Raw genomic sequence first — 20,936 nt, 5'->3', positions numbered from 1 at the left:
GCGCCCAAACCGCGCGCGGGCCGGGCACGCACGCGGCCTTTTCATGACGGAGGAGGGAAATGCCGGGCGCACAGGGTCACCTCATCCGCTTCCTCATCTGCGTCACCGCGCTTGCCGCCGCGTTCTGCACCCCCGGCACGTGCGCAGAGAATGCGCCGATAGCCGCGGCCCCGGCGTCGGCGCCAACGGCTGATGGCCCGCTGGCGCAAAGCGGCAAGCACATCGCCGTCATCATGGCCGACATGCGCAATGGCGGCATCGTCGGTGTCTACCGCGAGTTCGAGGCTGCCGCGCGGGTACTCGGCTGGGAGCTTTTCATATTCAACGGCGAAGGAGATCCACGCCAGATCCGCCAGCACCTCAAACAGTCGATCCAGCAGGACATCGACGGCATCGTGCTGGTCGGTGCCGACGCCGCTCAGGTCAGCGACCTGCTGGCCGTCGCCGCGCGCTGGCACCTGCCGGTGGTCGGCTGGCATGCAGCAGCCGAGCCGGGGCCGACCGACGGGCTCCTTGCCAACATTGCCACCGCCACCTACGACGTCGCCCGCAGCGTGGTGGACTACACCATCAACAACTCAAGCGAACGGATCGGTGTCGTGCTGATCGGCGACAGCCGGTTTGCCGTCTCGAACCGCAAGATCGCAAACCTGAGCGCGATGCTCGCCGAGTGCGCGCGCTGCGACGTACTGAGCACCGAGGACGTGCCGATCGCGGCGGCGGCCCAATCCATGCCCCCATTGGTGCGACGCCTCGGGGCGCAGTTCGGACGCCGCTGGACCCACACGATCGCCATCAACGACATCTACTTCGACCATATCAACGCCCCGCTGATGGAGATCCGGCGGCGCGATATCCGCAACATCGCGGCCGGCGACGGCTCGGCGAGCGCCCTCGCGCGGATTTCGGGGCAGAAGTCCGCGCAGATCGCAACCATTGCAGAGCCCCTTGATCTGCAGGGCTGGCAGATCGCCGATGCCCTGCATCGCGCCTTCGCGGGCGCAGCCCAGGCGGACCCTTCCAGCCGCCCGTTGGTGCTCGACGCTGCGAGCCTTGCGGCGCGTAGCCGCGAAAACCGTGAGCCTTTCAAACTCGCGTACGCCGCCGAGTGGCGTCGTCCGCCGCGCGCCGACGACACCCGCCTGATCGTTGAATTTCCGCACCCTGAGGTGATTGGCGATCACCGCGCCGACTACCCGATCCACCTCCTGCAGCACGCGCTGGATGCCGCGGGCGTGCGCTACCTGATGCGGCCTTCGCGCTACGCGATGACGCAGAGCCGCGCCTTTACCGAACTCGACACCGGCTCGCTGAGTGTGACCTGGAGCATGACGTCGATCGAGCGCGAGGCCGCCTACCGGCCGGTGCGCATCCCCATCGACAAGGGCCTGTTCGGCTGGCGGATACCGCTGGTGCGACGCGACTCGCTGGCACGCTTCGAGGCGGTGCGAACGCTGTCCGACCTGAAGCAGATCGAGGCCGGCCAGGGCTTCGACTGGCCTGACCTCGGGATCCTAAAGGCGCAGGGCTTTGCGGTGACGCCCGGCGTCGATGCGCCGCGACTGGCGAAGATGCTGGCGGCGCGCCGCTTCGACTGGTTCCCGCGCGCGCTGCCGGAAATCTGGCATGAAGCCGTCGATGGTGCGGCCGATGATCTGGTGGTCGAACCGACGCTCGCGATCCACTACCCGACGGCGATCTACTACTTCGTCCGCGCAGACAACAGCGCGCTCGCCGAGGCAATCGAATCCGGGCTCGAACGTTGCCTGCGCGACGGAACGTTCGAGCGCATGTTCCAGCAGGAACATGGCGAAGCCATCCAGCGTGCGCGGCTGGCGAACCGACGCATCTTCGAGCTGGGCAACCCGCTCCTGCCGGCCGCCACGCCATTGAGCCGCAAGGTACTGTGGTTCGCGCCGGAGTCCGCTGCGCCGGCGCCCTGATACAAACCCGCTAAAAAAACCCCGGAACCGGCAGGGTCTGCGCATATCGAAGCAGGACCATCGACGACCCAGGGGACAACCCAATGCAGCAACTGCTCAGAGACAACCGCGGCTTCATCGCCTTCATGCTGCTGCTTGGCCTGTTCCGCACCGCGGTGGCGGACTGGAACCCGATTCCCTCCGGCTCGATGCGCCCGACCCTGCTCGAGGGCGATGTGGTGCTCGTGAACCGGCTCGCCTACGACCTCAAGGTCCCGCTCACCGACATCGTCCTCGCGCATCGCAACGCGCCGCAGCGCGGCGACGTGGTGACCTTCTTCTCGCCGCACGACGGCACCCGACTCATCAAACGCGTCGTCGGCCTGCCGGGCGACAGGGTGGAAATGCGCGGCGGCATGCTGTGGATCAACGAGAAACAATTGGGCTACGCTGCGCCGCAAGCGGGTGACGAACCGATGCTGCCGGGCGCATCGCGCACCACCGCGCTGCGCAGCACCGAAGACCTCGCGGGGCACAGCCATGCGGTGCAATGGCTGCCCGCGGCACATGCGATCCGCGATTTCGGGCCGGTGACCGTGCCCGCAGACGAATACCTGATGCTCGGCGACAACCGCGACAACAGCGGGGACTCGCGCTACTTCGGCTTCGTGCCGCGCGACAAGCTCATCGGCCGCGCCGAACGCGTGCTGGTGTCGGCGGCCTTTCTCGAGAACTGGGCGCCGCGCTTCGAGCGCTTCGGGCTCTCGCTGAACTGAGCGCCGCGCCGATACGGCTTGCCTAGCGGGTGGCAATTGGGGCACTTTTCGCCCCATGCCCGATGCCCCTTACGCCCGATCGCCTGCGCACTTCCCCGCCACGCGAGCGCTCGTCGCCCAATTGCTGGGAGCCTGCGTGGTGGCCCTCTTTGCCAGGATGGGTGTCCTCTACGGCTTCTCGCTGCTGGCCCTGGCGGGGCTGCAGGGCATCTTTGCCGCGCTCGCCGCCGCACTGATGCGCGCCGACCGCTGGTGGCTGCCGCTACATCTGGTGTTCCTGCCCACCGTGCTGCTCGCCAGCGGCCTTGGCCTGCCGCGCTGGCTCTGGGCCTTGGCCTTCGTGCTGCTGGCGCTGGTCTACTGGACCAGCTTCCGCACCCAGGTGCCCTTGTTCCTCTCCAACCGCCGCACCGTCGCAACACTGGCGGATGCCCTGCCGGCCGGCCCGCTGAAGGTGCTCGACATCGGCAGCGGTACCGGCAGCTTCGTGCGGGCCTTCGCCCGCTTGCGGCCGGACGCCGAAGTCACCGGCATCGAAGCCGCCCCCGCACCCGCTGCACTGGCGACCTGGCTGGCGCGCAAACAGGCCAATGCCCGGCTGGCGCGCGGCGACTTCTTCGCGGCCGATTGGTCCGCTTACGACGTGGTGTATGCCTTCCTCTCGCCGGTACCGATGGCGGAGGTGTGGGACAAGGCCTGCGCCGAAATGCGCCCCGGCGCCGTGCTGGTGAGCAATTCCTTCGCGGTGCCGGGCGTCGAAGCCGACGGCGTACTCCCGGTGAACGACCGCCGAAAAACAAACCTTTACTGTTACACGATCGGTGCCGTTAAAGAGGGAGACGTACCCCGCCAGCGCCTGATCTGGGCCACGCGGCGGCGCGAAAAGAAGCCACATCCGATTCCGACAACAGCCCGCTGAGCCAGAGCGCCAGCGACCGGGAGACAGATCCACCATGGCAGAAATCATCTCCATCATCGGCAACAAGGGCGGCACCGGCAAAACCACGCTCTCCCACACGCTGAGCCACGGTTTCACCTTGCTCGGGCGGCGCACCGCCTGTGTGATGACCGACGAGGACCGCGAGCCCCTCTCGCCGGCCGGGCGCCGTTACGTGATCGCCGACGCACGCTCGCCGGTGGCCCGCAACAAGGTGGTCGAGAAGCTGCGCGAGCTCAAGAGCTGGATCGGCGTGCTCGATGGCGGCGCCAACCGTACGATCACCGACATCACGCTCTACCAGATGTCCGACGTCGTCCTGCTGCCCTTCCGCGACTCGGAAGAAGACTTGCGCACCGTCATGCGCGACCTCGATCTCTTGCCCAAGGCCTGGGCCCTGCCGTCGCAGTGGCCACGCAACCGTTTCCAGCTCGACGCCGCGACGCGCCTGATCGACACGCTGCCGCTCGAGTTCCGCGAGCGCATCCTGCCGCCGTTCTTCGCGCTATCGTCCTCCAAGCTGCTGCTGCAGGAACGTATTCCCGACGAATTGCCGGCGCAGCTGAACAACAGCGCGCGTGCGCTCGCCAAACAGATCCTCGCGATCTTCGAAGACCCGCAGGAAGACGTCGCCAGCGCCCTTGAACTGGCCGCCGCCAGCGGCGACGAGGAATGAGCGACACCCGAATCGGCAGCCGAAACACCGCTGGGCTATGATCGGGCACAGGGATACAGCCAACCGGAGCATGCGATGAGCAGCGAACACACGATGCAGGATCCGCTGGAGTTCATGAAGAACCTGTGGGGCCAGATGGGCTTCGCCCTGCCCGGCATGGTCGCCCCGACGCTGGACGTCGGCGAGCTGGAAAAGCGCATCACCGACATGAAAGCGGTCGAAGGCTGGCTGAAGATGAATCTGAGCATGTTGCAGACCACGATCCAGGGCCTTGAAATGCAGCGCGCCACGCTGGCGGCGATGCAGGCGATGAGCGATAGCGCACGCGCCGCTGCGGCAGCTGCATCGAGTCGCGCGGAGCAGGCCACGGCCGAGGCGCCGGCCGGCGAAGCGCCGCAGGCGCAGCAGAGCAACCCGTTCAACCCGGCATCGCTGTGGCCCTGGAATCTCGTCCAGACCGCGCGCCAAGCGGAAGAAACGCCGCCCGAAGAAGCCAGCCAGGCGCCGCGCAAGGGCCGCGCCCGGCGCACCGCCGACAAGCCGTGAACCACGCTGCCAGCCGCTTCGCGAGCGGCTTTGCGCTCGCGGTCGACTGGCATGTCGCCCTCGATGCCTGCCTCGCACGTTTTTCCCTGCCGGCCGGCGCGAATCTGGGCTTCCTGTACTGGTCCGACCATTTCAATGCCGAGGCCGCAACGATCCTGCAGGCCCTGCGCGCCCGCACCGGTGTAGCCCATTGGATCGGCGCCAGCGCGATCGGCCTGATCGGACGGGAAGGCGCCCAGTTGGATGCACCCGGCCTGAGCCTGATGGTGGCCCGCCTTCCGGAAACCAGTTTCCGCATCTTCTCGGGCCGTACGCCGCTGCCGCCGCAGCGCGAGTTCGCTGCACACTCGGCGATCTGCCACGCCGACCCGGCCACACCCGACATGCCTGATCTCGTGCGCGACATGGCCGGCAAACTCGGCGGCCTGCACCTTTCCGGCGGCATGGCAAGCGGGCGCGATGGCGCGCTGCTGCTGGCGGACGACATCTTCGCCGGCGGCATCTGCGGCGTCGCCTTTGATCGCAGCGTGGCGCTGGTCGGCGAGTTGTCGCAGGGCTGCCGCCAGCTCGGCCCGGCGCGCGTCGCCACCGAAGTCGAAGACAACCTGATCGGCCGCCTCGACGGACGGCGCGCCATCGCGGTGTTCCGCGACGTGGTGAACCCGCTGTATCGCGACGACCTGCGGCGTGCCGCGCGGGGCGTGCAACTGGCGCTGGCCGACGACGAGGACCCGTCGCACTACACCGTGCGCCACGTCATCGGCATCGACCCCAACGGCGGGCGACTCGCGATCGACGACCTCGCCGAGGAAGGCCAGCAGGTGTTCTTTGTGCGGCGCGACGCCGAATCGGCCGCGCTCGATCTCGACGACATGCTGCTGCGTCTGCGCGAACGCTGCCCGGCGCCGCCGATGGCGGCCCTCTACGTCAGCTGCACCGGCCGCGGCGGCTCGCTGTTCGAGCGTGACGACAGCGAAGTGGAAGCCATCCAGCGCGTGTTTGGCGACATTCCGCTTACCGGCTTTTTCGCTTCCGGCGAGCTGCTCGGCGCACGCCTCTACGGCTATACCGGCGTGCTGACGCTGTTCTGCTGAAGCATGCCGCCGCGCCCCGCCACGGCGGCGCGGGCCTATACCTTGAAGTGGGCGGCGGCGGACTGGAGATCGCGCGACAGGCCGGCGAGCGTGTGCGCGATCGCCGTGCCGCGCTCGGCCGCCGAACGGTTGTCCTCGCTCATGCTTGCAATGCGCTCGACGTTCTTCGCGATCTGCTCGCTTGCCTGGGCCTGCTCCCCTGCCGCGTCGCTCAGTTCGACGAGACCATCGTGTGCATGTGAAGCCCCCTCATCGAGGCCGGCGAGCGGCGCCTGCAGCGCCTCGACGGTCTGCACACCGGTGGCCACGCGCTCGCTCGCATGCTTGAGCTCGTCATGGGCGCGCTGCGCCTGCTGCTGGATCAAGGCGATCGTGCTCTTGATCTCGTTCGTCGCGGTGCCGGTCTTCTCGGCGAGCTTGCGCACCTCGTCCGCCACCACTGCGAACCCGCGCCCCTGCTCGCCTGCGCGCGCCGCCTCGATTGCGGCATTGAGCGCGAGCAGGTTGGTCTGGTCGGCGATCTCACGGATCGCCGCAGCGACGTTGCCGATCTGCTGCGAACTCTCGTTGAGCGCAACCATCGCCACCATCGTGCCGTTCACCGTCTCGGCGATCTGGCCGACCTCCTGCGCCGCCTCCATGACACCCTTGCGGCATTGCTGGGCGATGCGCGAGGTGTCCTCGGCCAGCTTGCGGGCCTCCAGCGCATGGTCCGACACCTGCGCGATGCTCACCGTCATCTGCTCGACCGACGCGGCCGTGCTGCCCAGCGCCTCGCTCTGCTGGGCCACCCCGCGACTGACGGTGGCCGACGAACCATCGACCTCACCCGCCGCATCGGCTATGCGGGTCGCGTTGTCCGCGATGCGGCCGACCATCTGGTGCAGGCCGTCCTGCATCTGGGCGAGCGCCTGCTGCAGCCGCGAAAGCTCATCGTTGCTGCTGATGCCGATCGGCGACGTGAGATCGCCGTCGGCGATCTTGCGCGCCGCGTGCATCGTGTCGATTGTGCGATTGACCAGCGAGCGCGCCACATAGACGCTGGCTACCAGCGACAGCACCACGGCAAGAAAAAGCAGGGCCAGTGCGGCGGTGGTTGCGCGCTGCGTGGCCTGGCGCGCGGTGACCAGACTGTCGTTGCCACGCCGGACTTCGCCTGCGGCCAGCTCCGCCACCGCAGCACTCGCATCGCGGAATGCGTCGTCCGCGGTCTGCATGCCCGAGAGCCCCATCGCCTGATCCGTCGTGCCCATATCGATCGCGGTCTCGGCACTCTTCTGGTACTTCTTCAGCGACCCCGCCAGCGCGCCAATCGCCTTGCGATCTGCCGCCGTCAGTTCAGGCGCCTGACCGAAACGGTCCACGGCGGCGGCGAGTTTCTTCATCCGTTCGCCGTTGCGCTGCATTTCGGCAGCGACCTTCTTTTCGTCGGCCGATGCGAGCCAGGTAAACAGCCGGTAGAGGTCTGCGTGCAGGCCCAGCAGATCGGCTTCAATCTGCTTGACGGCCTGGATCCGCGCCATCGGGCCAGTCACGATCTGCTCCAGTCGCGCCTCGGATTCCACCTGGTTGCGGTAGTCCGCCACCCCCAGCACCAGCATCAGCGCGATGGCAACGGCGGGCCCGATCAGGATCTTGTGCAGCAAACGCATGGCAGCGAACCTCCCGGCAATGGCAAGGCGGCCCGGCAGCCGCCAGGCGCGCCGCAAACGGACTTGTTCAGCGCTTGTAGACCCCGGCGCAGACGACCATGTCGCCGAGCTTCTCGCAGTAGGCTTCCTTCGGCAGCACCTTCTTCGTCACCGGATCGGTGAACTTGTAGTCCTGCCAGAACTTGCCCTTGCTCTTGGCGAGGTCCATGCGCTCCTTGTAGAAGGCCTTGCCATCGGGATCCTTGAATTCGAGCAGATCCTTGCCGACCATCTTGGCGTTCTGCCCATGGGCCAGCACCTTGCCTTCAAGCGACATCACGGTCGGGTAGAGGTCGCGGTCGATCCACTTGGCGTCCTTGGCGGTGATTTCGTCCAGCGCCTTCTGCTTGTCTGCCTTGAGCGCGACGATCACCTTGCCGACCAGGGCCGTTGCGTCAGCCTTGGTCGCGAACTCTTCTGCGCCAGCCGGAAAGCTCAGCGCACACAGCAGCAACAGTGTCAAACCCCGCATGGTTCGGTCCCCCGTTTAGGCTTGCCTGACTGGCTTGCGCATCGCCCACGATGCGCCCCGCAGACACATCGAAAGTTAACGGCCCCTGACGCGGCGACTTGAGCCCGGCCGGGGCGGGGATCGCGCACGGCGACTGGTTTCCTGCTGCTCAGGCCGCAAAAGTCATCAGCACCGGCAGTGTCGCCATGGCGAGCAAGGTCGACACCGAAATGAGCCAGGCCACACTGGCCGCGTCTCCGCCCATACGCACCGCGAGGATGTAGGCCGACGACGCGGAGGGGAGCCCGCCCCATAGCACCAGGATCAGCCGCGGCATCCCGGTCACGCCCAGCAGGGTCGCGGCCCACCATGCCAGCACCGGCACAGCGACCAGCTTCACGCCAAGCACTGCAGCAGCCGGCAGCGGCGCGACCTGCGCACCGCGCAACCGCAGCGCGGCACCTACGGCGAGCAACCCCATCGGGACCGCCGCTTGCGCGAGTCGCCCCAGCCAGGCGCCGGCGACCTGCGGCAGCGCGTAACCCGACAGATTGAAAGCGATTCCGCCGAGCGTGGCGAGGATCAGGGGATTGCGCGCGAGTTCGGGCAGCAGCCGCGTCGAGCCATGGCGAGCCAGCAGCACAACCGATGCGGCGTTCGCGAGCGGCACCATCAGGCCGCACAGCAGCCCCATCGTCGCGACACCGGCTGGGCCCTGTGCACTGGCCGCGGCGGCCAGCCCGATGTAGGTATTGAAGCGAAAGCCACACTGCGCGCGCGAGGCCGCTTCGAGCGGCGCTGCGCCCCCGCTCCTGGCGGCCAGCAGCGAGAGCGCGATGCCGCCCGCCATCGCGATCAGCCCGGCCCCGGCCAGCGGCAAGGTGCTCACCAAGTCGATCGGCGTGCGCACCAGTGCGTTGAACAGCAACGCGGGGAACAGCACGAAGTAGATCAACTGCTCCAGCCCGGCCCAGAACCCGGCCGAAAATCCGGGCGCGCGACGCAGGGCCGCGCCGAGCACGATCAGGGCAAAGTCGGGAGCGAGCAGGCGCAGGCCATCCATGCCGCAATGCTCTCGCGGGAGCACGGGGGACGGCAACCGTCATCATCACCCTGGGTCTGCGCGGTGCCGCCCGGCAGGGCTAATGCGCCGCATGCTTGACCTCGGTTGGGTCGGCGTAAGCCGCCGGCGTTAAGCTGACACGGTTTGTCAGCCAGGAGAGTGTCATGAGCCGTCCGTTCCGCGTCCTCGGCATCCAGCAGATCGCCATCGGGGGCGCCGACAAATCCCGCCTCGCGCACCTGTGGGGCACCCTGTTCGGTCTGGAAAAGACCGGCGACTTCCGCTCAGAGCGCGAAAACGTGGATGAGGACATCTTCGTGATGGGCCTCGGGGTCGCGCGCTGCGAAGTCGACCTGATGCAGCCGCTCGACCCGGAGAAAAAGCCGCGCGTCGACGAGCCGCCACTGAACCACATTGGCTTGTGGATCGACGATCTGCCCAAGGCGGTCGAGTGGCTGGGCGCACAGGGCGTACGTTTCACGCCGGGGGGCATCCGCAAGGGCGCGGCCGGCTTCGACATCACGTTCATCCACCCCAAGGGCAACGAAGCGACACCCTATGGCGGCGAAGGCGTGCTGATCGAACTGGTGCAGGCACCGGCCGAAGTGGTTGCAGCCTTCGATGCCCTGGCCGGTCGTTGATTGCTGGGGCGCATCAATGAGAACGGCCGCCCGGAGGCGGCCGTTCCCTTAAGGGGGTACGCACTACGCTGCAGTAAAAATGGGGGACCGGCGGTAAAGCCGGCCCCTCCCAAAAGAGGGAGCCCAACTGCAGGCTCCCCTCCCCCTTGATCCTTTGGTGACCCGGCCGCTCTGTCGGCAGCTCAGGCTCTGGCGCTTGGCACGCTTATCGGAAGCGCAGGATCGGTTGATCGACCGACAGGCTCTCGCCCTGTCGGGCGAGTACCTCCGCGACCACACAATCCTGTTCGGCACGCAGCACATTCTCCATTTTCATTGCTTCGATGGCTGCGAGCCTTTCCCCTGCCTTGACTTCCTGCCCGACTGCAACAGCAAGATCGGTCAAGAGGCCCGGCATGGGTGACAAAAGGTACTTCGACAGGTCCGGACGGGGTTTGCGCGGCATCAAGGAAAGCAACTCGGCCGCCCGCGGCGCCAGCACCAGCGCGGTGACGTTGATGCCGGCGTGGAACAGCTTCCAGTGCCAGCCGTGGCGCTGCACCTGCACCACAATCGGCTCGCCGTCCATCCAGCCCTCGAAGCGCGGCGCGCCGAAGACCCAGTCGCCAATCAGCGTGTGGTTCAGATCGCCACAGCGTACGCGCTGCCCGCCTTCGATATCTTCCAGCTCAACGCTGAAGCAGCGGTCGCGGATCTGCACGATGTACTTCTTGCCCACCTTGCGCGGATGGCCCGGCAACTGCGCCGAGATCTCGGTCTCGCGCATGTCGGTGCGCCGGTACAACGCCGCCGCGACGGCCGACATCCGGCTCAGTTCGGCGTCTTCCGCCGGCGCGCCGGTGAAGCCGCCCGGGTATTCCTCGGCGATGAAGGCCGTGGTGAAGTTGCCGGAGCGGAAGCGCGGATGGCGCAGCAGCGCCGCCTGCAGCGGAATGTTGCTGGCGACACCGCGGATCACGAAGGCATCGAGCGCCGAACGCATGCGGCTGATCGCTTCCTCGCGGCTTGCGCCATGCGTGATCAGCTTGGCGATCATCGAGTCGTAGTACATCGAGATCTCGCCGCCCTCATAGACGCCGGTGTCGACGCGCACCATACCCGGCATCTCCTGCGGGGGACGGTAGGTCACCAGGCGCCCTGTCGATGGCAAGTAGCCACGGAAGGGGTTCTCCGCGTTGATGCGGCACTCCATCGCCCAACCGTCGCGCTTGATCTCGTCCTGCGTGAAGGCAAGCTTCTCGCCCGCCGCCACACGCAGCATCTGCTCGACCAGATCGAGGCCGGTGATCATCTCGGTCACCGGGTGCTCAACCTGCAGGCGGGTGTTCATTTCGAGAAAGTAGAAGCTCATGTCCTTGCCGACAACGAACTCCACCGTGCCGGCGGACTGGTACTTCACCGCCTTCGCCAAGGCCACCGCCTGCTCGCCCATCGCGCGGCGAACCTCTTCGGTGAGGAAGGGGCTGGGCGCCTCTTCGATCACCTTCTGGTGCCGGCGCTGGATCGAGCACTCGCGTTCCCACAGATAGACCGTGTTGCCGTGCGCGTCGCCCAGCACCTGGATCTCGATGTGGCGCGGCTCCTCGACGAATTTCTCGATGAACACACGGTCATCGCCAAAGGCGTTGCGCGCCTCGTTGCGGCAGGAGGCGAATCCCTCGTGCGCCTCCTGGTCGTTGTAGGCAACGCGCAAGCCCTTGCCGCCGCCGCCCGCGGAGGCCTTGATCATCACCGGGTAGCCGATGCCCTGCGCAATCTTCACCGCCTGCTCGGGCGTGTCGATCGCATCGTTGTAGCCAGGGATGGTGTTGACCTTGGCTTCAAGCGCGAGCTTCTTCGACGCGATCTTGTCGCCCATGGCGGCGATCGAGTAGTGCTTGGGGCCGATGAAGACGATGCCCTCTTCCTCGACGCGGCGCGCGAAGTCCTCGTTCTCGGACAGAAAGCCGTAGCCCGGATGTACCGCCTGGGCGCCGGTCTGCTTGCATGCGGCGATGATCTTGTCACCGACGAGGTAGGACTCCTTCGACGGTGCCGGGCCGATGCACACCGCCTCGTCCGCCAGTTCGACATGGCGCGCATCGCGGTCCGCCTCGGAATACACCGCGACGGTCTTGATGCCCATCTTGCGGGCGGTCTTGATGACGCGGCAGGCGATCTCTCCGCGGTTGGCAATCAGGATCTTGTTAAACATGGCGTGCCTCCCCGGAGAACTCGCCTGCGTGCGCTTCGCGCACCATGCAATTTGGCTTCGCCGCTGCGTCGCTGCGCGACTGGTCCCCGCGATTCGCGATCAGGATCTTTTCAAACATGTTCGGTTCTCCCCGTCGCGATCAGAGCGGAATGTTGCCGTGCTTGCGCCACGGGTTCTCGAGCTTCTTGTCGCGCAGCATCGCGAGCGAGCGGCAGATCCGCTTGCGCGTCTCGTGCGGCATGATCACGTCGTCGATGTAGCCGCGGTGACCCGCGATGAAGGGGTTGGCGAACTTGGTGCGGTATTCGTGTTCGCGTGCGGCGAGCTTGGCCGGGTCACCCTTCTCTTCGCGGAAGATGATTTCGACCGCGCCCTTCGGCCCCATCACCGCGATCTCGGCACTCGGCCAGGCGAAGTTCACATCGCCGCGCAGGTGCTTGGAACTCATCACGTCGTACGCACCGCCGTAGGCCTTGCGGGTGATCACGGTGACTTTCGGTACGGTGCATTCGGCGTAGGCGTACAGCAGCTTGGCGCCGTGCTTGATGATGCCGCCGTATTCCTGCGTGGTGCCCGGCATGAAGCCCGGCACATCGACGAAGGTGACGACCGGGATGCCGAAGGCGTCGCAGAAGCGCACGAAGCGTGCGGCCTTGATCGAGCTCTTGATGTCGAGACAACCGGCCAGCACCAACGGCTGGTTCGCGACGATGCCGACGGTGCGGCCTTCCATGCGCGCGAAGCCGATCATGATGTTCTTCGCGTACTCGGGCTGCAGCTCGAAGAAATCACCCTCGTCGACGATCTTGATGATCAGCTCGCGCATGTCGTAGGGCTTGTTCGGATTGTCCGGCACCAGCGTGTCGAGCGAATCGTCCATGCGGTCCGGGCTGTCGGTGGTCGGGCGCACCGGCACGCCTGCGCGGTTGTTCGCCGGCAGGAAGTCGACCAGCCGGCGCGTCATCAGGATCGCCTCGACGTCGTTCTCGTAGGCGCGATCCGCGACACCCGACTTCGACGAATGCGTCAGTGCGCCACCCAGCTCTTCCGCAGTCACCTCTTCATGCGTCACCGTCTTCACGACTTCGGGGCCGGTGACGAACATGTAGGAGCTGTCCTTCACCATGAAGATGAAGTCGGTCATCGCCGGCGAGTACACCGCACCGCCCGCGCATGGCCCCATGATCAGCGAGATCTGCGGGATCACGCCGGAGGCCAGCACATTGCGCTGGAACACTTCGGCGTAGCCGCCCAGGGAGGCAACCCCTTCCTGGATACGCGCGCCGCCGGAGTCATTGAGACCGATCACCGGTGCGCCGACCTTCATCGCGTGGTCCATGATCTTGCAGATCTTCTCGGCGTGCGCTTCCGACAGCGAGCCGCCGAACACGGTGAAGTCCTGCGAGAAGACGAAGGTCATGCGGCCGTTGATGGTGCCGTAGCCGGTGACGACACCATCGCCGGGCACTGTTTGTTCCGCCATGCCGAAATCGTGGCAGCGGTGTTCCTTGAACATGTCCCACTCTTCGAAGCTGTCTTCGTCGAGCAGCAGTTCGATGCGCTCGCGCGCGGTGAGCTTGCCTTTGGCGTGCTGCGCCTCGATGCGTTTCTGCCCGCCGCCGAGCCGCGCGGCGCCGCGCTTCTCTTCGAGCTGACGAATGATGTCGTGCATGTGTTCCCCCCGATTGTCGTGTCGCTGCCGGCCATGCCCGCAACGATGCGTCCCCCGACGCGGCGCCGTTCGATACAGCCGACGCCCCGCCCTTACTGCGCAGCCCGACGCAACAGCTCCCCAGCTGCAGCGCCCGGCGTTGTATCCCCACGTTCCACCGCTTCGCTGAGCGTGCCCAAGGCGGCGCGCACCGCGGGGTGGGCATCGAAGCGCGCCTTGAGCCCGCTCTCGATCAGCGCCCACATCCACGCCACCGCCTGCGCCCGGCGTTTGACCTCGAAATCGCCGCTCGCCTGCATCGTGTCGCGATAGCGCTCCACCGTTTCCCAGAAGGATGCGACACCTTCCTGACGCAAGGCTGAAAGCGTGAGCACCGGTGGCGTCCACGCGGCGTTCTGCGGACGCAGCATCGTCAGTGCGGAGCGGATCTGCCCCTGCGCCAGCGCCGCCGCGTTCGGGTCGATATCGGTCTTGTTGATGACGATGAGGTCGGCCAGTTCGATCACGCCTTTCTTGATCGCCTGCAGGTCGTCACCGGCATTCGGCAACTGCAGCAGGCAGAAAAGATCCGTCATGCCGGCCACGGTCGTTTCGCTCTGCCCGACGCCCACGGTTTCGACGATCACAACATCGAAACCCGCCGCTTCGCATAGCAGCATCGCTTCGCGCGTGCGTTCAGCCACGCCGCCCAGGCTGCCCGACGAGGGCGAGGGACGGATGTAGGCCTCGATACGCTGTGAGAGGCCTTCCATGCGCGTCTTGTCGCCGAGGATGGAGCCGCCGGTAACGCTGGAACTGGGGTCGACCGCCAGCACCGCGACGCGATGGCCGCGCGCGATCAGCCACAGGCCGAGCGCTTCGACAAAGGTGGATTTGCCGACACCCGGCACGCCCGAGATGCCCAGCCTCAGCGCCTTGCCGGTTTGGGGCAGCACCGCCTGCAGCAAGGCATCGGCTTGCGCGCGGTGGTCGGCACGGGTGGATTCGGCCAGCGTGATGGCCTTGGCGAGCGCACGGCGCTCGCCAGCGAGCAAGCGGGTGACGAGCGCTTCCGAGGCGGCGTCCACGCGGGGCGCCCTCTGCTCAGCCAAGCCGCTTGCGAATCTGCGCGAGCACCTCGCGCGCCGCAGCAGGGATTGGCGTGCCCGGCCCGAAGATGCCCGCCGCACCCGCGTTGTAGAGGAAGTCGTAGTCCTGCGCCGGGATCACGCCGCCAACGAAGACGACGATGTCGTCCGCGCCCTGCGCCTTCAGCGCGCTGACGAGCTGCGGCACCAGCGTCTTGTGGCCGGCCGCGAGCGTAGACACGCCAATCGCGTGCACATCGTTTTCCACCGCATGGCGGGCGGCTTCGTCCGGCGTCTGGAAGAGCGGGCCGACGTCGACATCGAAGCCCATGTCCGCAAAGGCGGATGCCACCACCTTGGCCCCACGGTCATGACCGTCCTGCCCGAGCTTGGCGACCATGATGCGCGGGCGGCGCCCCTGCTCGGCGGCAAAGGTCTCGATTTCGCCCTTCAGCGATTGCCAGTCTTCCTGACCTTCCACGACACCTCCGTACACCCCACTCACCGTTTGCGGATTGGCGCGGTGCCGGCCCCACACCTTCTCCAGCGCATCCGACACTTCGCCCACCGTGGCGCGCGCCCGCACCGCGTCGATCGCCAGAGCAAGCAGATTGCCTTCGCCGGTTTCGGCGCAGCGTGTCAGCGCATCGAGACAGGCCTGCACGCGGGTACCGTCACGACGCTCGCGAACCTGCTTGAGGCGCGCAATCTGCGATTCACGCACCGCAGTGTTGTCGATGTCGAGGATATCCACTGCATCCTGCTTCGCGAGTTTGTACTTGTTGACGCCAACGATCACGTCCTTGCCCGAGTCGATGCGAGCCTGTTTCTCGGCCGCGCACTTCTCGACCTGCAGCTTGGCCCAGCCGGACTCGACGGCCTTGGTCATGCCGCCCATCTTCTCGATTTCTTCGATCAGCGCCCAGGCCTTGTCGGCCATTTCCTGCGTGAGCGTCTCCATCATGTAGGAGCCGGCCCAGGGGTCGACCACGTTACAGATGTGGGTCTCTTCCTGGATGATGATCTGCGTGTTGCGCGCGATGCGGGCCGAGAACTCGGTCGGCAGCGCGATCGCCTCATCGAGCGCGTTGGTGTGCAGCGACTGCGTGCCGCCAAACACCGCCGCCATCGCCTCGATGGTGGTGCGCACGACGTTGTTGTACGGATCCTGCTCGGTGAGCGACCAGCCGGAAGTCTGGCTGTGGGTACGCAACATCATCGACTTCGCGCTCTTCGCGCCGAAGCCCTGCATGATTTTGTGCCACAGCAGCCGGCCGGCGCGCATCTTGGCGACTTCGAGATAGAAGTTCATGCCGACCGCCCAGAAGAAGGACAGGCGCCCGGCGAAGGCATCCACATCGAGCCCGCTCTTGATGCCGGTGCGCACGTACTCCATGCCGTCGGCCAGCGTGAAGGCCAGCTCGATCGCCTGGTTCGCCCCTGCCTCCTGGATGTGGTAGCCGGAGATCGAGATCGAGTTGAACTTCGGCATGTGCTGCGCGGTGTAGCCGAAGATGTCCGCAATGATCCGCATCGACGGCGTCGGCGGATAGATGTAGGTGTTGCGGACCATGAACTCCTTGAGGATGTCGTTCTGGATCGTGCCCGAGAGCTGATCCTGCGACACGCCCTGCTCTTCGGCCGCGACAACGTAGCCAGCGAGTACCGGCAGCACCGCACCGTTCATCGTCATCGACACGCTGATCTTGTCGAGCGGGATGCCGTCGAACAGGATCTTCATGTCTTCGACGGAATCGATCGCCACGCCGGCCTTGCCGACATCACCCACCACGCGCGGGTGGTCGGAGTCGTAGCCGCGGTGGGTGGCCAGATCGAAGGCCACCGACACGCCCTGCCCCCCGGCGGCGAGCGCCTTGCGGTAGAACGCGTTGGATTCTTCGGCGGTGGAGAAGCCGGCGTACTGGCGGATCGTCCAGGGCCGCGCGGCGTACATCGTAGGCTGCGGCCCCCGCACGAAGGGCGCGAAGCCGGGCAAGGTGTCGGTGTGCGGCAGCGCCGCAATGTCAGCCTGGGTGTAGAGCGGCTTGACGGTGATGCCTTCGGGCGTCACCCAGTTGAGTTTGGACAGATCGCCGCCGGGAGCAGCCTTTGCGGCTGCCGCCTCCCAGGCGGCCAGATCGGCGGACGACTTGAACTCGGACATGCGCATTCCCCTTGCCGCCCTGTCGTCCGGCCGACCACCTGCGCAGTCGGGAAGGACGCCAGGCAAATAAAAGGGGCCGGCCATCAGGCCGGCCCGGGCCACCGTGTCTCGTTGCGGCGCCTCCCCCCAGACGCACCGCGACGCTGCCGGATTGTCGCGTCGGCTTGCTCCCCCAAGCTTGCCGCAGGCGATCCGCTGGATCACCCGGTCACGCAGTCCGGCTTGACAGCCCTCGATGTGAATAATACGTTATCCATAATTATGAATACAAGCGGTCTACTACAAGTGTTGGAAAAAGGTGTCTCGCCACAGCGGATTTCGCGCACCGCCCTCTTCGAGGAGGTCGCCGAACGCCTGCGCGCACGCATCTTTGCGCACGACCTGCCGCCCGGCAGCTGGATCGACGAGCAGGCCATCACCGCCGAATACGGCATCTCGCGCACGCCGCTGCGCGAGGCGCTCAAGGTGCTTGCGAGCGAAGGGCTGGTCACGCTGACGCCCGGTCGCGGCTGCAATGTCACCGCCCTTACCGAACAGGACCTGGACGAGATCTTCCCGATCCTCGCGCTACTCGAAGGGCGTTGCGCATTCGAGGCGGCCGCCCGCATGGACGCCCCTGCGCAACAGCGGGTCCGCACCCTGCATGAAACCCTGGAGGGGCATTTCACGGCCGGCGACATTGAGGCCTTCTTCAACACGAATCAGCTGTTTCACCTTGCCGTGCAGGAAATTGCCGGCAACCGCTGGCTGACCCAGTTGATTCAGGACGTGCGGCAAAAGCTCAAGCTCACTCGCTTCCATTCCCTGTTCCGCGACGGGCGGCTGCAGGAATCGCTGGAGGAACATCGCGCGATCGTCACCGCGTTGCTTGAAGCGAATGCGCCGGCAGCCCAAGCCGCCATGGAAAACCACTTGCTGCAGGGGCGGCGCGCAATGGGTCGCATGAGCACCCGCTGAGACCGCTTCAATCGACAAAAGAAGGCCAGCCCGCGGGCTGGCCTTCTCATTCGCGGCAACGGCTTACTGGAAGTAGTAACGGCCCGAGAAGTTCAGGCGCGTGCCGTCGCCCTTTTCGCCGTCGAGCGTCTTGCGGCTGGCCCAGATCGCCTCGGCACCGACATCGACAAGTTTCGGGAACGGGCTCCAGAACAAGCCGACATGGGCCTGCTGGACGGTACGGTTGATCCCGTACTGGCCGGATCCGAGGCCCTGCGCCTTCACGAAGTCGGTGTAGTCGTTGTCGAAGTTGCGCTGGTAGCCGTAGGCGAAGTTGTAGCGGATGCGATCGCTCGGCTTGATCTGGTAGCCCAGCACCACACCGACGGCCTTCTCGGCCAGGATCGATTGGGTCGCCGGGTTGTAGATCGCACCCTCGATGTAGTTGAAGTAGCGACCGATGCCGGTGCCACCGGTGACCGCCACGGTCAGGAAGTCGTCGCCCCAGGTCTTCACCAGGGTCGACGCGGCAAGACCGTAACCGCGCTTGGACGCATCCAGCGTGTCGTTCTTGACCTGCAACTCGTGCGTCACGCCACGGGCGCTGATCGTGCCCCAGTCGAAGGCACGGTCATAGCGCAGCACCAGATCCGGCACGCGGGCAAAGCCTGCTGCCGTGGCCGTGCCGGTTTCGTCCAGCACATAGCTCGCCGAGTTCTCGATGGCCGCGGTGAAGTTGCCGATATCCGGCGTGACGTAGGTGTAACGCACCATCGGCTGGCGGATGAAGGTGGCACCGATCGGGCCATTGAAGTCCACCGTCTCGGGCAGCGAATCCGCGTCCATGAAAGTCGACCAGGTCTGGCCCACCAACCAGGGGCCTACCTGCCCATAAGCAAGACGCAGACGGAAGTCGTAGCTGTTCGTTGCCTGCTGCGTGTAGATCGTCTGCAGGCTGCCGGTGACGGCCGAGTTGCCGGTGCGCGGATCGTTGTTGAAGTCGCCCTCGATCTTGACGTTGATCGGGCCGATCGGCGACGGCGTAGAAGCATCGACCCCCAGGCGCGAGGTACGTGCCGTCATGTAGAACGAGCCCTTGCGGGCGTTCTGCGAATCGAGCGGCATGTAGGGCGCAAAGGTCGAGTAGTCGTTCGAACCATTGTCGCCGCCGAAGTCCTTCACCACATTCAGCTCGGCCATGCCATAAACATGGAACGAAGTCTCTTCGCCTGCACGGCGGTAAGAGCCCGGGATGTCGCCCTTGACCACCGCTTCCTTGCCCTGCACCTCGATCTGGTCGGCCAGGTCCTTGATCGCGGTCGGGTTCGTCGCCGTCGCAGCGGCCTTGGCTTCTGCGGCAGTCGCGGTCGCCGCCGCCGCCGCGGCGTCGCTCTTTTGCTGCGAGGCCTTGAGTGCCTGCACTTCGCGTTGCAACTCGGCGATCTGTTTTTCCAGCCGCTCGATGACCTTCGCGTCGGGCGCTGCGGCCTGTGCCGGCATCCCGAGCGCCGCAGCCACGGCGACCACCATCACGCGCAGTTGTGTCGTCATCATCTTCTCTCCGTATCGAGGTGTAGGTTTCGTCAGGTTCAGCCCGCGTGCTTGATCTGCGACAGGAAGGCCTGCGCACGCGGATGATTCGGTCGTGCAAAGAACGGTTCCGGATCGCCTTCCTCGACGATCCGGCCACCATCGAAAAAGATCACGCGATCGGCCACTTCGCGGGCAAAGCCCATCTCGTGCGTGACGACCAGCATCGTCATGCCGCTCTTGGCAAGATCGCGCATCACCAGCAGCACCTCGTTGACCATCTCGGGGTCGAGCGCGCTGGTCGGTTCGTCGAACAGCATCACCTTCGGCTGCATGGCCAGGGCGCGGGCGATCGCAACACGCTGTTGCTGCCCGCCCGACAATTGCGACGGGTACTTGTGCGCATGCGCGAGCAAGCCGACACGCTCAAGCAGCTGGCGCGCCACCGCCTCTGCCTGATCGCGCTTCCATTTGCGCACCCGTTGCGGCGCGAGCGTGATGTTGTCCAGCACCGTCATGTGGGTGAACAGGTTGAAACTCTGGAACACCATGCCCACTTCGGCACGCACCGCGTCGATGTTGCGGGTGTCGTTGTCGAGCTCGATGCCGTCCACGACGATACGCCCGCCGTCGTGTTCTTCCAGCCGGTTGATGGTGCGCAGCAGGGTCGATTTGCCCGAGCCGGACGGCCCGATGATGCAGACGACCTCGCCCTCCTTGAAGCTCACCGACACTTCGTTGAGCGCAGTGAACGAGCCCCAGCGCTTGACGACCTTGTCGACCGTAATGATCGGATCACCCTTGCTCATGCGCTCACCGCTTTCCTGCTGCCAGCTTGCGTTCGAGCGCGCCGGCAAACTGCGTAAAGGTTGTCGTCAGTGCGAGGTACACCGCCGCAACGGTGAGGAACACCGGGAAGGGCTGGAAACTCGACGCCTGCACGCGGCTGCTGACCATCGACAACTCGACCACGCCGATCGCGTAGGCCAGCGACGAGTCCTTCAGCAGCGCGATCAGGTTGCTCGCCAGCGGCGGCAGCGAGATCCGTACCGCCTGCGGTAGCGTGACGTCCCAGAAGGTGTAGAACTTCGACAGCCCGAGCGAGCGCGCGGCCTCGATCTGCCCGCGCGGCACTGCGTTGATGCCGGCACGGATCGCCTCGGCGTTATAGGCGCCGACGTTCAGGGACAAGGCGATCACCGCCGTCCAGAACTCGTCAAGCTGGAGCTTCGGCGAAATCTCGGGGAAGGCGAAGTACACGAAGAGGATCTGCAACAACAGCGGGGTACCGCGGATCACCCACACGTAGAAATCAGCCAGCCAGCGCGCCGGCGGCAGGTGCGAGAGCTTGCCAAGCGCAGCCAGCACGCCCAGCACGATGCCGGCTGCGCCAGAGACGATGGTGAGCTTGATCGTCACCAGCGCACCGGCCGAGAACTGGTCCGCCGCCGGCCCGATCGGTGCTGGCAGCATCGCCAGTGGCGCCGACATCAGCCACAGCAGCACACCGAGGCCCAGCACCGAGCCGACGAGCACCAGGGTGTCGCGATCCTTGAGTCTTGAAGTCATTGCATCC

Annotated in this window: 19 protein-coding genes; 8 read left to right on the top strand and 11 right to left on the bottom strand. The window is 66.0% G+C overall.

The window, feature by feature from the left end:
- Positions 1-59: 59 nt before the first annotated feature.
- From GGR36_RS18515 to GGR36_RS18490, 6 genes are all read left to right on the top strand, one after another.
- The gene (locus tag GGR36_RS18515; protein ID WP_183636327.1) at positions 60-1,943 is read left to right on the top strand and encodes a substrate-binding domain-containing protein; all 1,884 of its coding nucleotides are present in this window, start codon (positions 60-62) and stop codon (positions 1,941-1,943) included.
- Between the two features lie 83 nt (positions 1,944-2,026).
- Positions 2,027-2,698 carry a signal peptidase I gene (gene lepB / locus GGR36_RS18510; RefSeq protein WP_183636325.1) on the top strand — a complete coding sequence of 224 codons (672 nt, stop codon included), beginning with the start codon at positions 2,027-2,029 and terminating at the stop codon, positions 2,696-2,698.
- Between the two features lie 55 nt (positions 2,699-2,753).
- Entirely contained in the window at positions 2,754-3,617 is an 864-nt protein-coding gene (locus tag GGR36_RS18505; protein WP_183636323.1) for a class I SAM-dependent methyltransferase, read from the top strand.
- A 34-nt stretch (positions 3,618-3,651) separates the two neighbouring features.
- The gene (locus tag GGR36_RS18500) at positions 3,652-4,311 is read left to right on the top strand and encodes a P-loop NTPase family protein (protein ID WP_183636321.1); all 660 of its coding nucleotides are present in this window, start codon (positions 3,652-3,654) and stop codon (positions 4,309-4,311) included.
- A 75-nt stretch (positions 4,312-4,386) separates the two neighbouring features.
- Complete coding sequence (locus GGR36_RS18495; RefSeq protein ID WP_183636319.1) at positions 4,387-4,857, top strand: PhaM family polyhydroxyalkanoate granule multifunctional regulatory protein; 471 nt, start codon at positions 4,387-4,389, stop codon at positions 4,855-4,857.
- On the top strand, positions 4,854-5,951 hold the full coding sequence (locus GGR36_RS18490; protein WP_183636317.1) for an FIST N-terminal domain-containing protein: 1,098 nt from the start codon (positions 4,854-4,856) through the stop codon (positions 5,949-5,951). The genes GGR36_RS18495 and GGR36_RS18490 overlap by 4 nt, the downstream gene beginning before the upstream one ends.
- 35 nt (positions 5,952-5,986) lie before the next feature.
- Here the strand turns inward: GGR36_RS18490 and GGR36_RS18485 are convergent, their stop codons facing one another.
- From GGR36_RS18485 to GGR36_RS18475, 3 genes are all read right to left on the bottom strand, one after another.
- Positions 5,987-7,603 carry a methyl-accepting chemotaxis protein gene (locus GGR36_RS18485; RefSeq protein ID WP_183636315.1) on the bottom strand — a complete coding sequence of 539 codons (1,617 nt, stop codon included), beginning with the start codon at positions 7,601-7,603 and terminating at the stop codon, positions 5,987-5,989.
- A 67-nt stretch (positions 7,604-7,670) separates the two neighbouring features.
- Positions 7,671-8,114 carry a cache domain-containing protein gene (locus GGR36_RS18480; RefSeq protein WP_183636313.1) on the bottom strand — a complete coding sequence of 148 codons (444 nt, stop codon included), beginning with the start codon at positions 8,112-8,114 and terminating at the stop codon, positions 7,671-7,673.
- A gap of 148 nt (positions 8,115-8,262) precedes the next feature.
- Positions 8,263-9,156 (bottom strand): AEC family transporter, encoded by an 894-nt coding sequence (locus GGR36_RS18475; RefSeq protein WP_183636311.1) that lies wholly within the window; start codon positions 9,154-9,156, stop codon positions 8,263-8,265.
- Positions 9,157-9,320: 164 nt separating this feature from the next.
- Between GGR36_RS18475 and GGR36_RS18470 the strand changes: the two genes are divergently transcribed.
- Positions 9,321-9,797, top strand: coding sequence for a VOC family protein (locus GGR36_RS18470; protein WP_183636309.1), 477 nt, complete (start codon positions 9,321-9,323; stop codon positions 9,795-9,797).
- Between the two features lie 205 nt (positions 9,798-10,002).
- Here the strand turns inward: GGR36_RS18470 and accC are convergent, their stop codons facing one another.
- The 5 genes from accC to scpA form a co-directional block, all read right to left on the bottom strand.
- Positions 10,003-11,991, bottom strand: coding sequence for an acetyl-CoA carboxylase biotin carboxylase subunit (gene accC, locus GGR36_RS18465; RefSeq protein WP_183636307.1), 1,989 nt, complete (start codon positions 11,989-11,991; stop codon positions 10,003-10,005).
- Positions 11,984-12,109 carry a hypothetical protein gene (locus tag GGR36_RS22160; RefSeq protein WP_276510030.1) on the bottom strand — a complete coding sequence of 42 codons (126 nt, stop codon included), beginning with the start codon at positions 12,107-12,109 and terminating at the stop codon, positions 11,984-11,986. Before GGR36_RS22160 ends, accC begins: the two co-directional genes overlap by 8 nt.
- A gap of 21 nt (positions 12,110-12,130) precedes the next feature.
- The gene (locus GGR36_RS18460) at positions 12,131-13,663 is read right to left on the bottom strand and encodes an acyl-CoA carboxylase subunit beta (protein ID WP_183636305.1); all 1,533 of its coding nucleotides are present in this window, start codon (positions 13,661-13,663) and stop codon (positions 12,131-12,133) included.
- A 92-nt stretch (positions 13,664-13,755) separates the two neighbouring features.
- Positions 13,756-14,730 (bottom strand): methylmalonyl Co-A mutase-associated GTPase MeaB, encoded by a 975-nt coding sequence (gene meaB, locus GGR36_RS18455; protein WP_338086717.1) that lies wholly within the window; start codon positions 14,728-14,730, stop codon positions 13,756-13,758.
- A 16-nt stretch (positions 14,731-14,746) separates the two neighbouring features.
- Positions 14,747-16,894 carry a methylmalonyl-CoA mutase gene (scpA, locus tag GGR36_RS18450; protein ID WP_242533311.1) on the bottom strand — a complete coding sequence of 716 codons (2,148 nt, stop codon included), beginning with the start codon at positions 16,892-16,894 and terminating at the stop codon, positions 14,747-14,749.
- A gap of 288 nt (positions 16,895-17,182) precedes the next feature.
- Here scpA and GGR36_RS18445 point away from each other — a divergent pair, with 288 nt between their 5' ends.
- A complete protein-coding gene (locus tag GGR36_RS18445; protein ID WP_242533431.1) occupies positions 17,183-17,851 on the top strand; it encodes a GntR family transcriptional regulator in 669 nt (222 codons plus the stop codon).
- A 63-nt stretch (positions 17,852-17,914) separates the two neighbouring features.
- Here the strand turns inward: GGR36_RS18445 and GGR36_RS18440 are convergent, their stop codons facing one another.
- From GGR36_RS18440 to GGR36_RS18430, 3 genes are read right to left on the bottom strand one after another with little or no spacing between them, the layout of a single operon-like run.
- A complete protein-coding gene (locus GGR36_RS18440; protein ID WP_221229603.1) occupies positions 17,915-19,384 on the bottom strand; it encodes a DcaP family trimeric outer membrane transporter in 1,470 nt (489 codons plus the stop codon).
- Positions 19,385-19,419: 35 nt separating this feature from the next.
- A complete protein-coding gene (locus tag GGR36_RS18435) occupies positions 19,420-20,151 on the bottom strand; it encodes an amino acid ABC transporter ATP-binding protein (RefSeq protein ID WP_183637278.1) in 732 nt (243 codons plus the stop codon).
- 22 nt (positions 20,152-20,173) lie between these two features.
- The gene (locus GGR36_RS18430) at positions 20,174-20,929 is read right to left on the bottom strand and encodes an amino acid ABC transporter permease (protein WP_183636296.1); all 756 of its coding nucleotides are present in this window, start codon (positions 20,927-20,929) and stop codon (positions 20,174-20,176) included.
- Between the last annotated feature and the right edge of the window lie 7 nt (positions 20,930-20,936).

Origin of the sequence: Niveibacterium umoris, from assembly GCF_014197015.1 — a bacterium.
Lineage (GTDB): Bacteria > Pseudomonadota > Gammaproteobacteria > Burkholderiales > Rhodocyclaceae > Niveibacterium > Niveibacterium umoris.
The sequence above is the reverse complement of the archived record's forward strand: the minus strand, read 5'-3'. Positions and strand labels throughout refer to the sequence as shown.

Coding starts and splice junctions, on each gene's coding strand:
- GGR36_RS18505 (WP_183636323.1), top strand. CDS start 2,754: ATGCCCGATGCCCCTTACGCCCGATCGCCTGCGCACTTCCCCGCCACG.
- GGR36_RS18430 (WP_183636296.1), bottom strand. CDS start 20,929: ATGACTTCAAGACTCAAGGATCGCGACACCCTGGTGCTCGTCGGCTCG.
- GGR36_RS18480 (WP_183636313.1), bottom strand. CDS start 8,114: ATGCGGGGTTTGACACTGTTGCTGCTGTGTGCGCTGAGCTTTCCGGCT.
- GGR36_RS18500 (WP_183636321.1), top strand. CDS start 3,652: ATGGCAGAAATCATCTCCATCATCGGCAACAAGGGCGGCACCGGCAAA.
- GGR36_RS18475 (WP_183636311.1), bottom strand. CDS start 9,156: ATGGATGGCCTGCGCCTGCTCGCTCCCGACTTTGCCCTGATCGTGCTC.
- GGR36_RS18485 (WP_183636315.1), bottom strand. CDS start 7,603: ATGCGTTTGCTGCACAAGATCCTGATCGGGCCCGCCGTTGCCATCGCG.
- GGR36_RS18440 (WP_221229603.1), bottom strand. CDS start 19,384: ATGATGACGACACAACTGCGCGTGATGGTGGTCGCCGTGGCTGCGGCG.
- scpA (WP_242533311.1), bottom strand. CDS start 16,894: ATGTCCGAGTTCAAGTCGTCCGCCGATCTGGCCGCCTGGGAGGCGGCA.
- GGR36_RS18495 (WP_183636319.1), top strand. CDS start 4,387: ATGAGCAGCGAACACACGATGCAGGATCCGCTGGAGTTCATGAAGAAC.
- GGR36_RS18470 (WP_183636309.1), top strand. CDS start 9,321: ATGAGCCGTCCGTTCCGCGTCCTCGGCATCCAGCAGATCGCCATCGGG.
- GGR36_RS22160 (WP_276510030.1), bottom strand. CDS start 12,109: ATGTTTGAAAAGATCCTGATCGCGAATCGCGGGGACCAGTCGCGCAGC.
- lepB (WP_183636325.1), top strand. CDS start 2,027: ATGCAGCAACTGCTCAGAGACAACCGCGGCTTCATCGCCTTCATGCTG.
- GGR36_RS18460 (WP_183636305.1), bottom strand. CDS start 13,663: ATGCACGACATCATTCGTCAGCTCGAAGAGAAGCGCGGCGCCGCGCGG.
- GGR36_RS18515 (WP_183636327.1), top strand. CDS start 60: ATGCCGGGCGCACAGGGTCACCTCATCCGCTTCCTCATCTGCGTCACC.
- accC (WP_183636307.1), bottom strand. CDS start 11,991: ATGTTTAACAAGATCCTGATTGCCAACCGCGGAGAGATCGCCTGCCGC.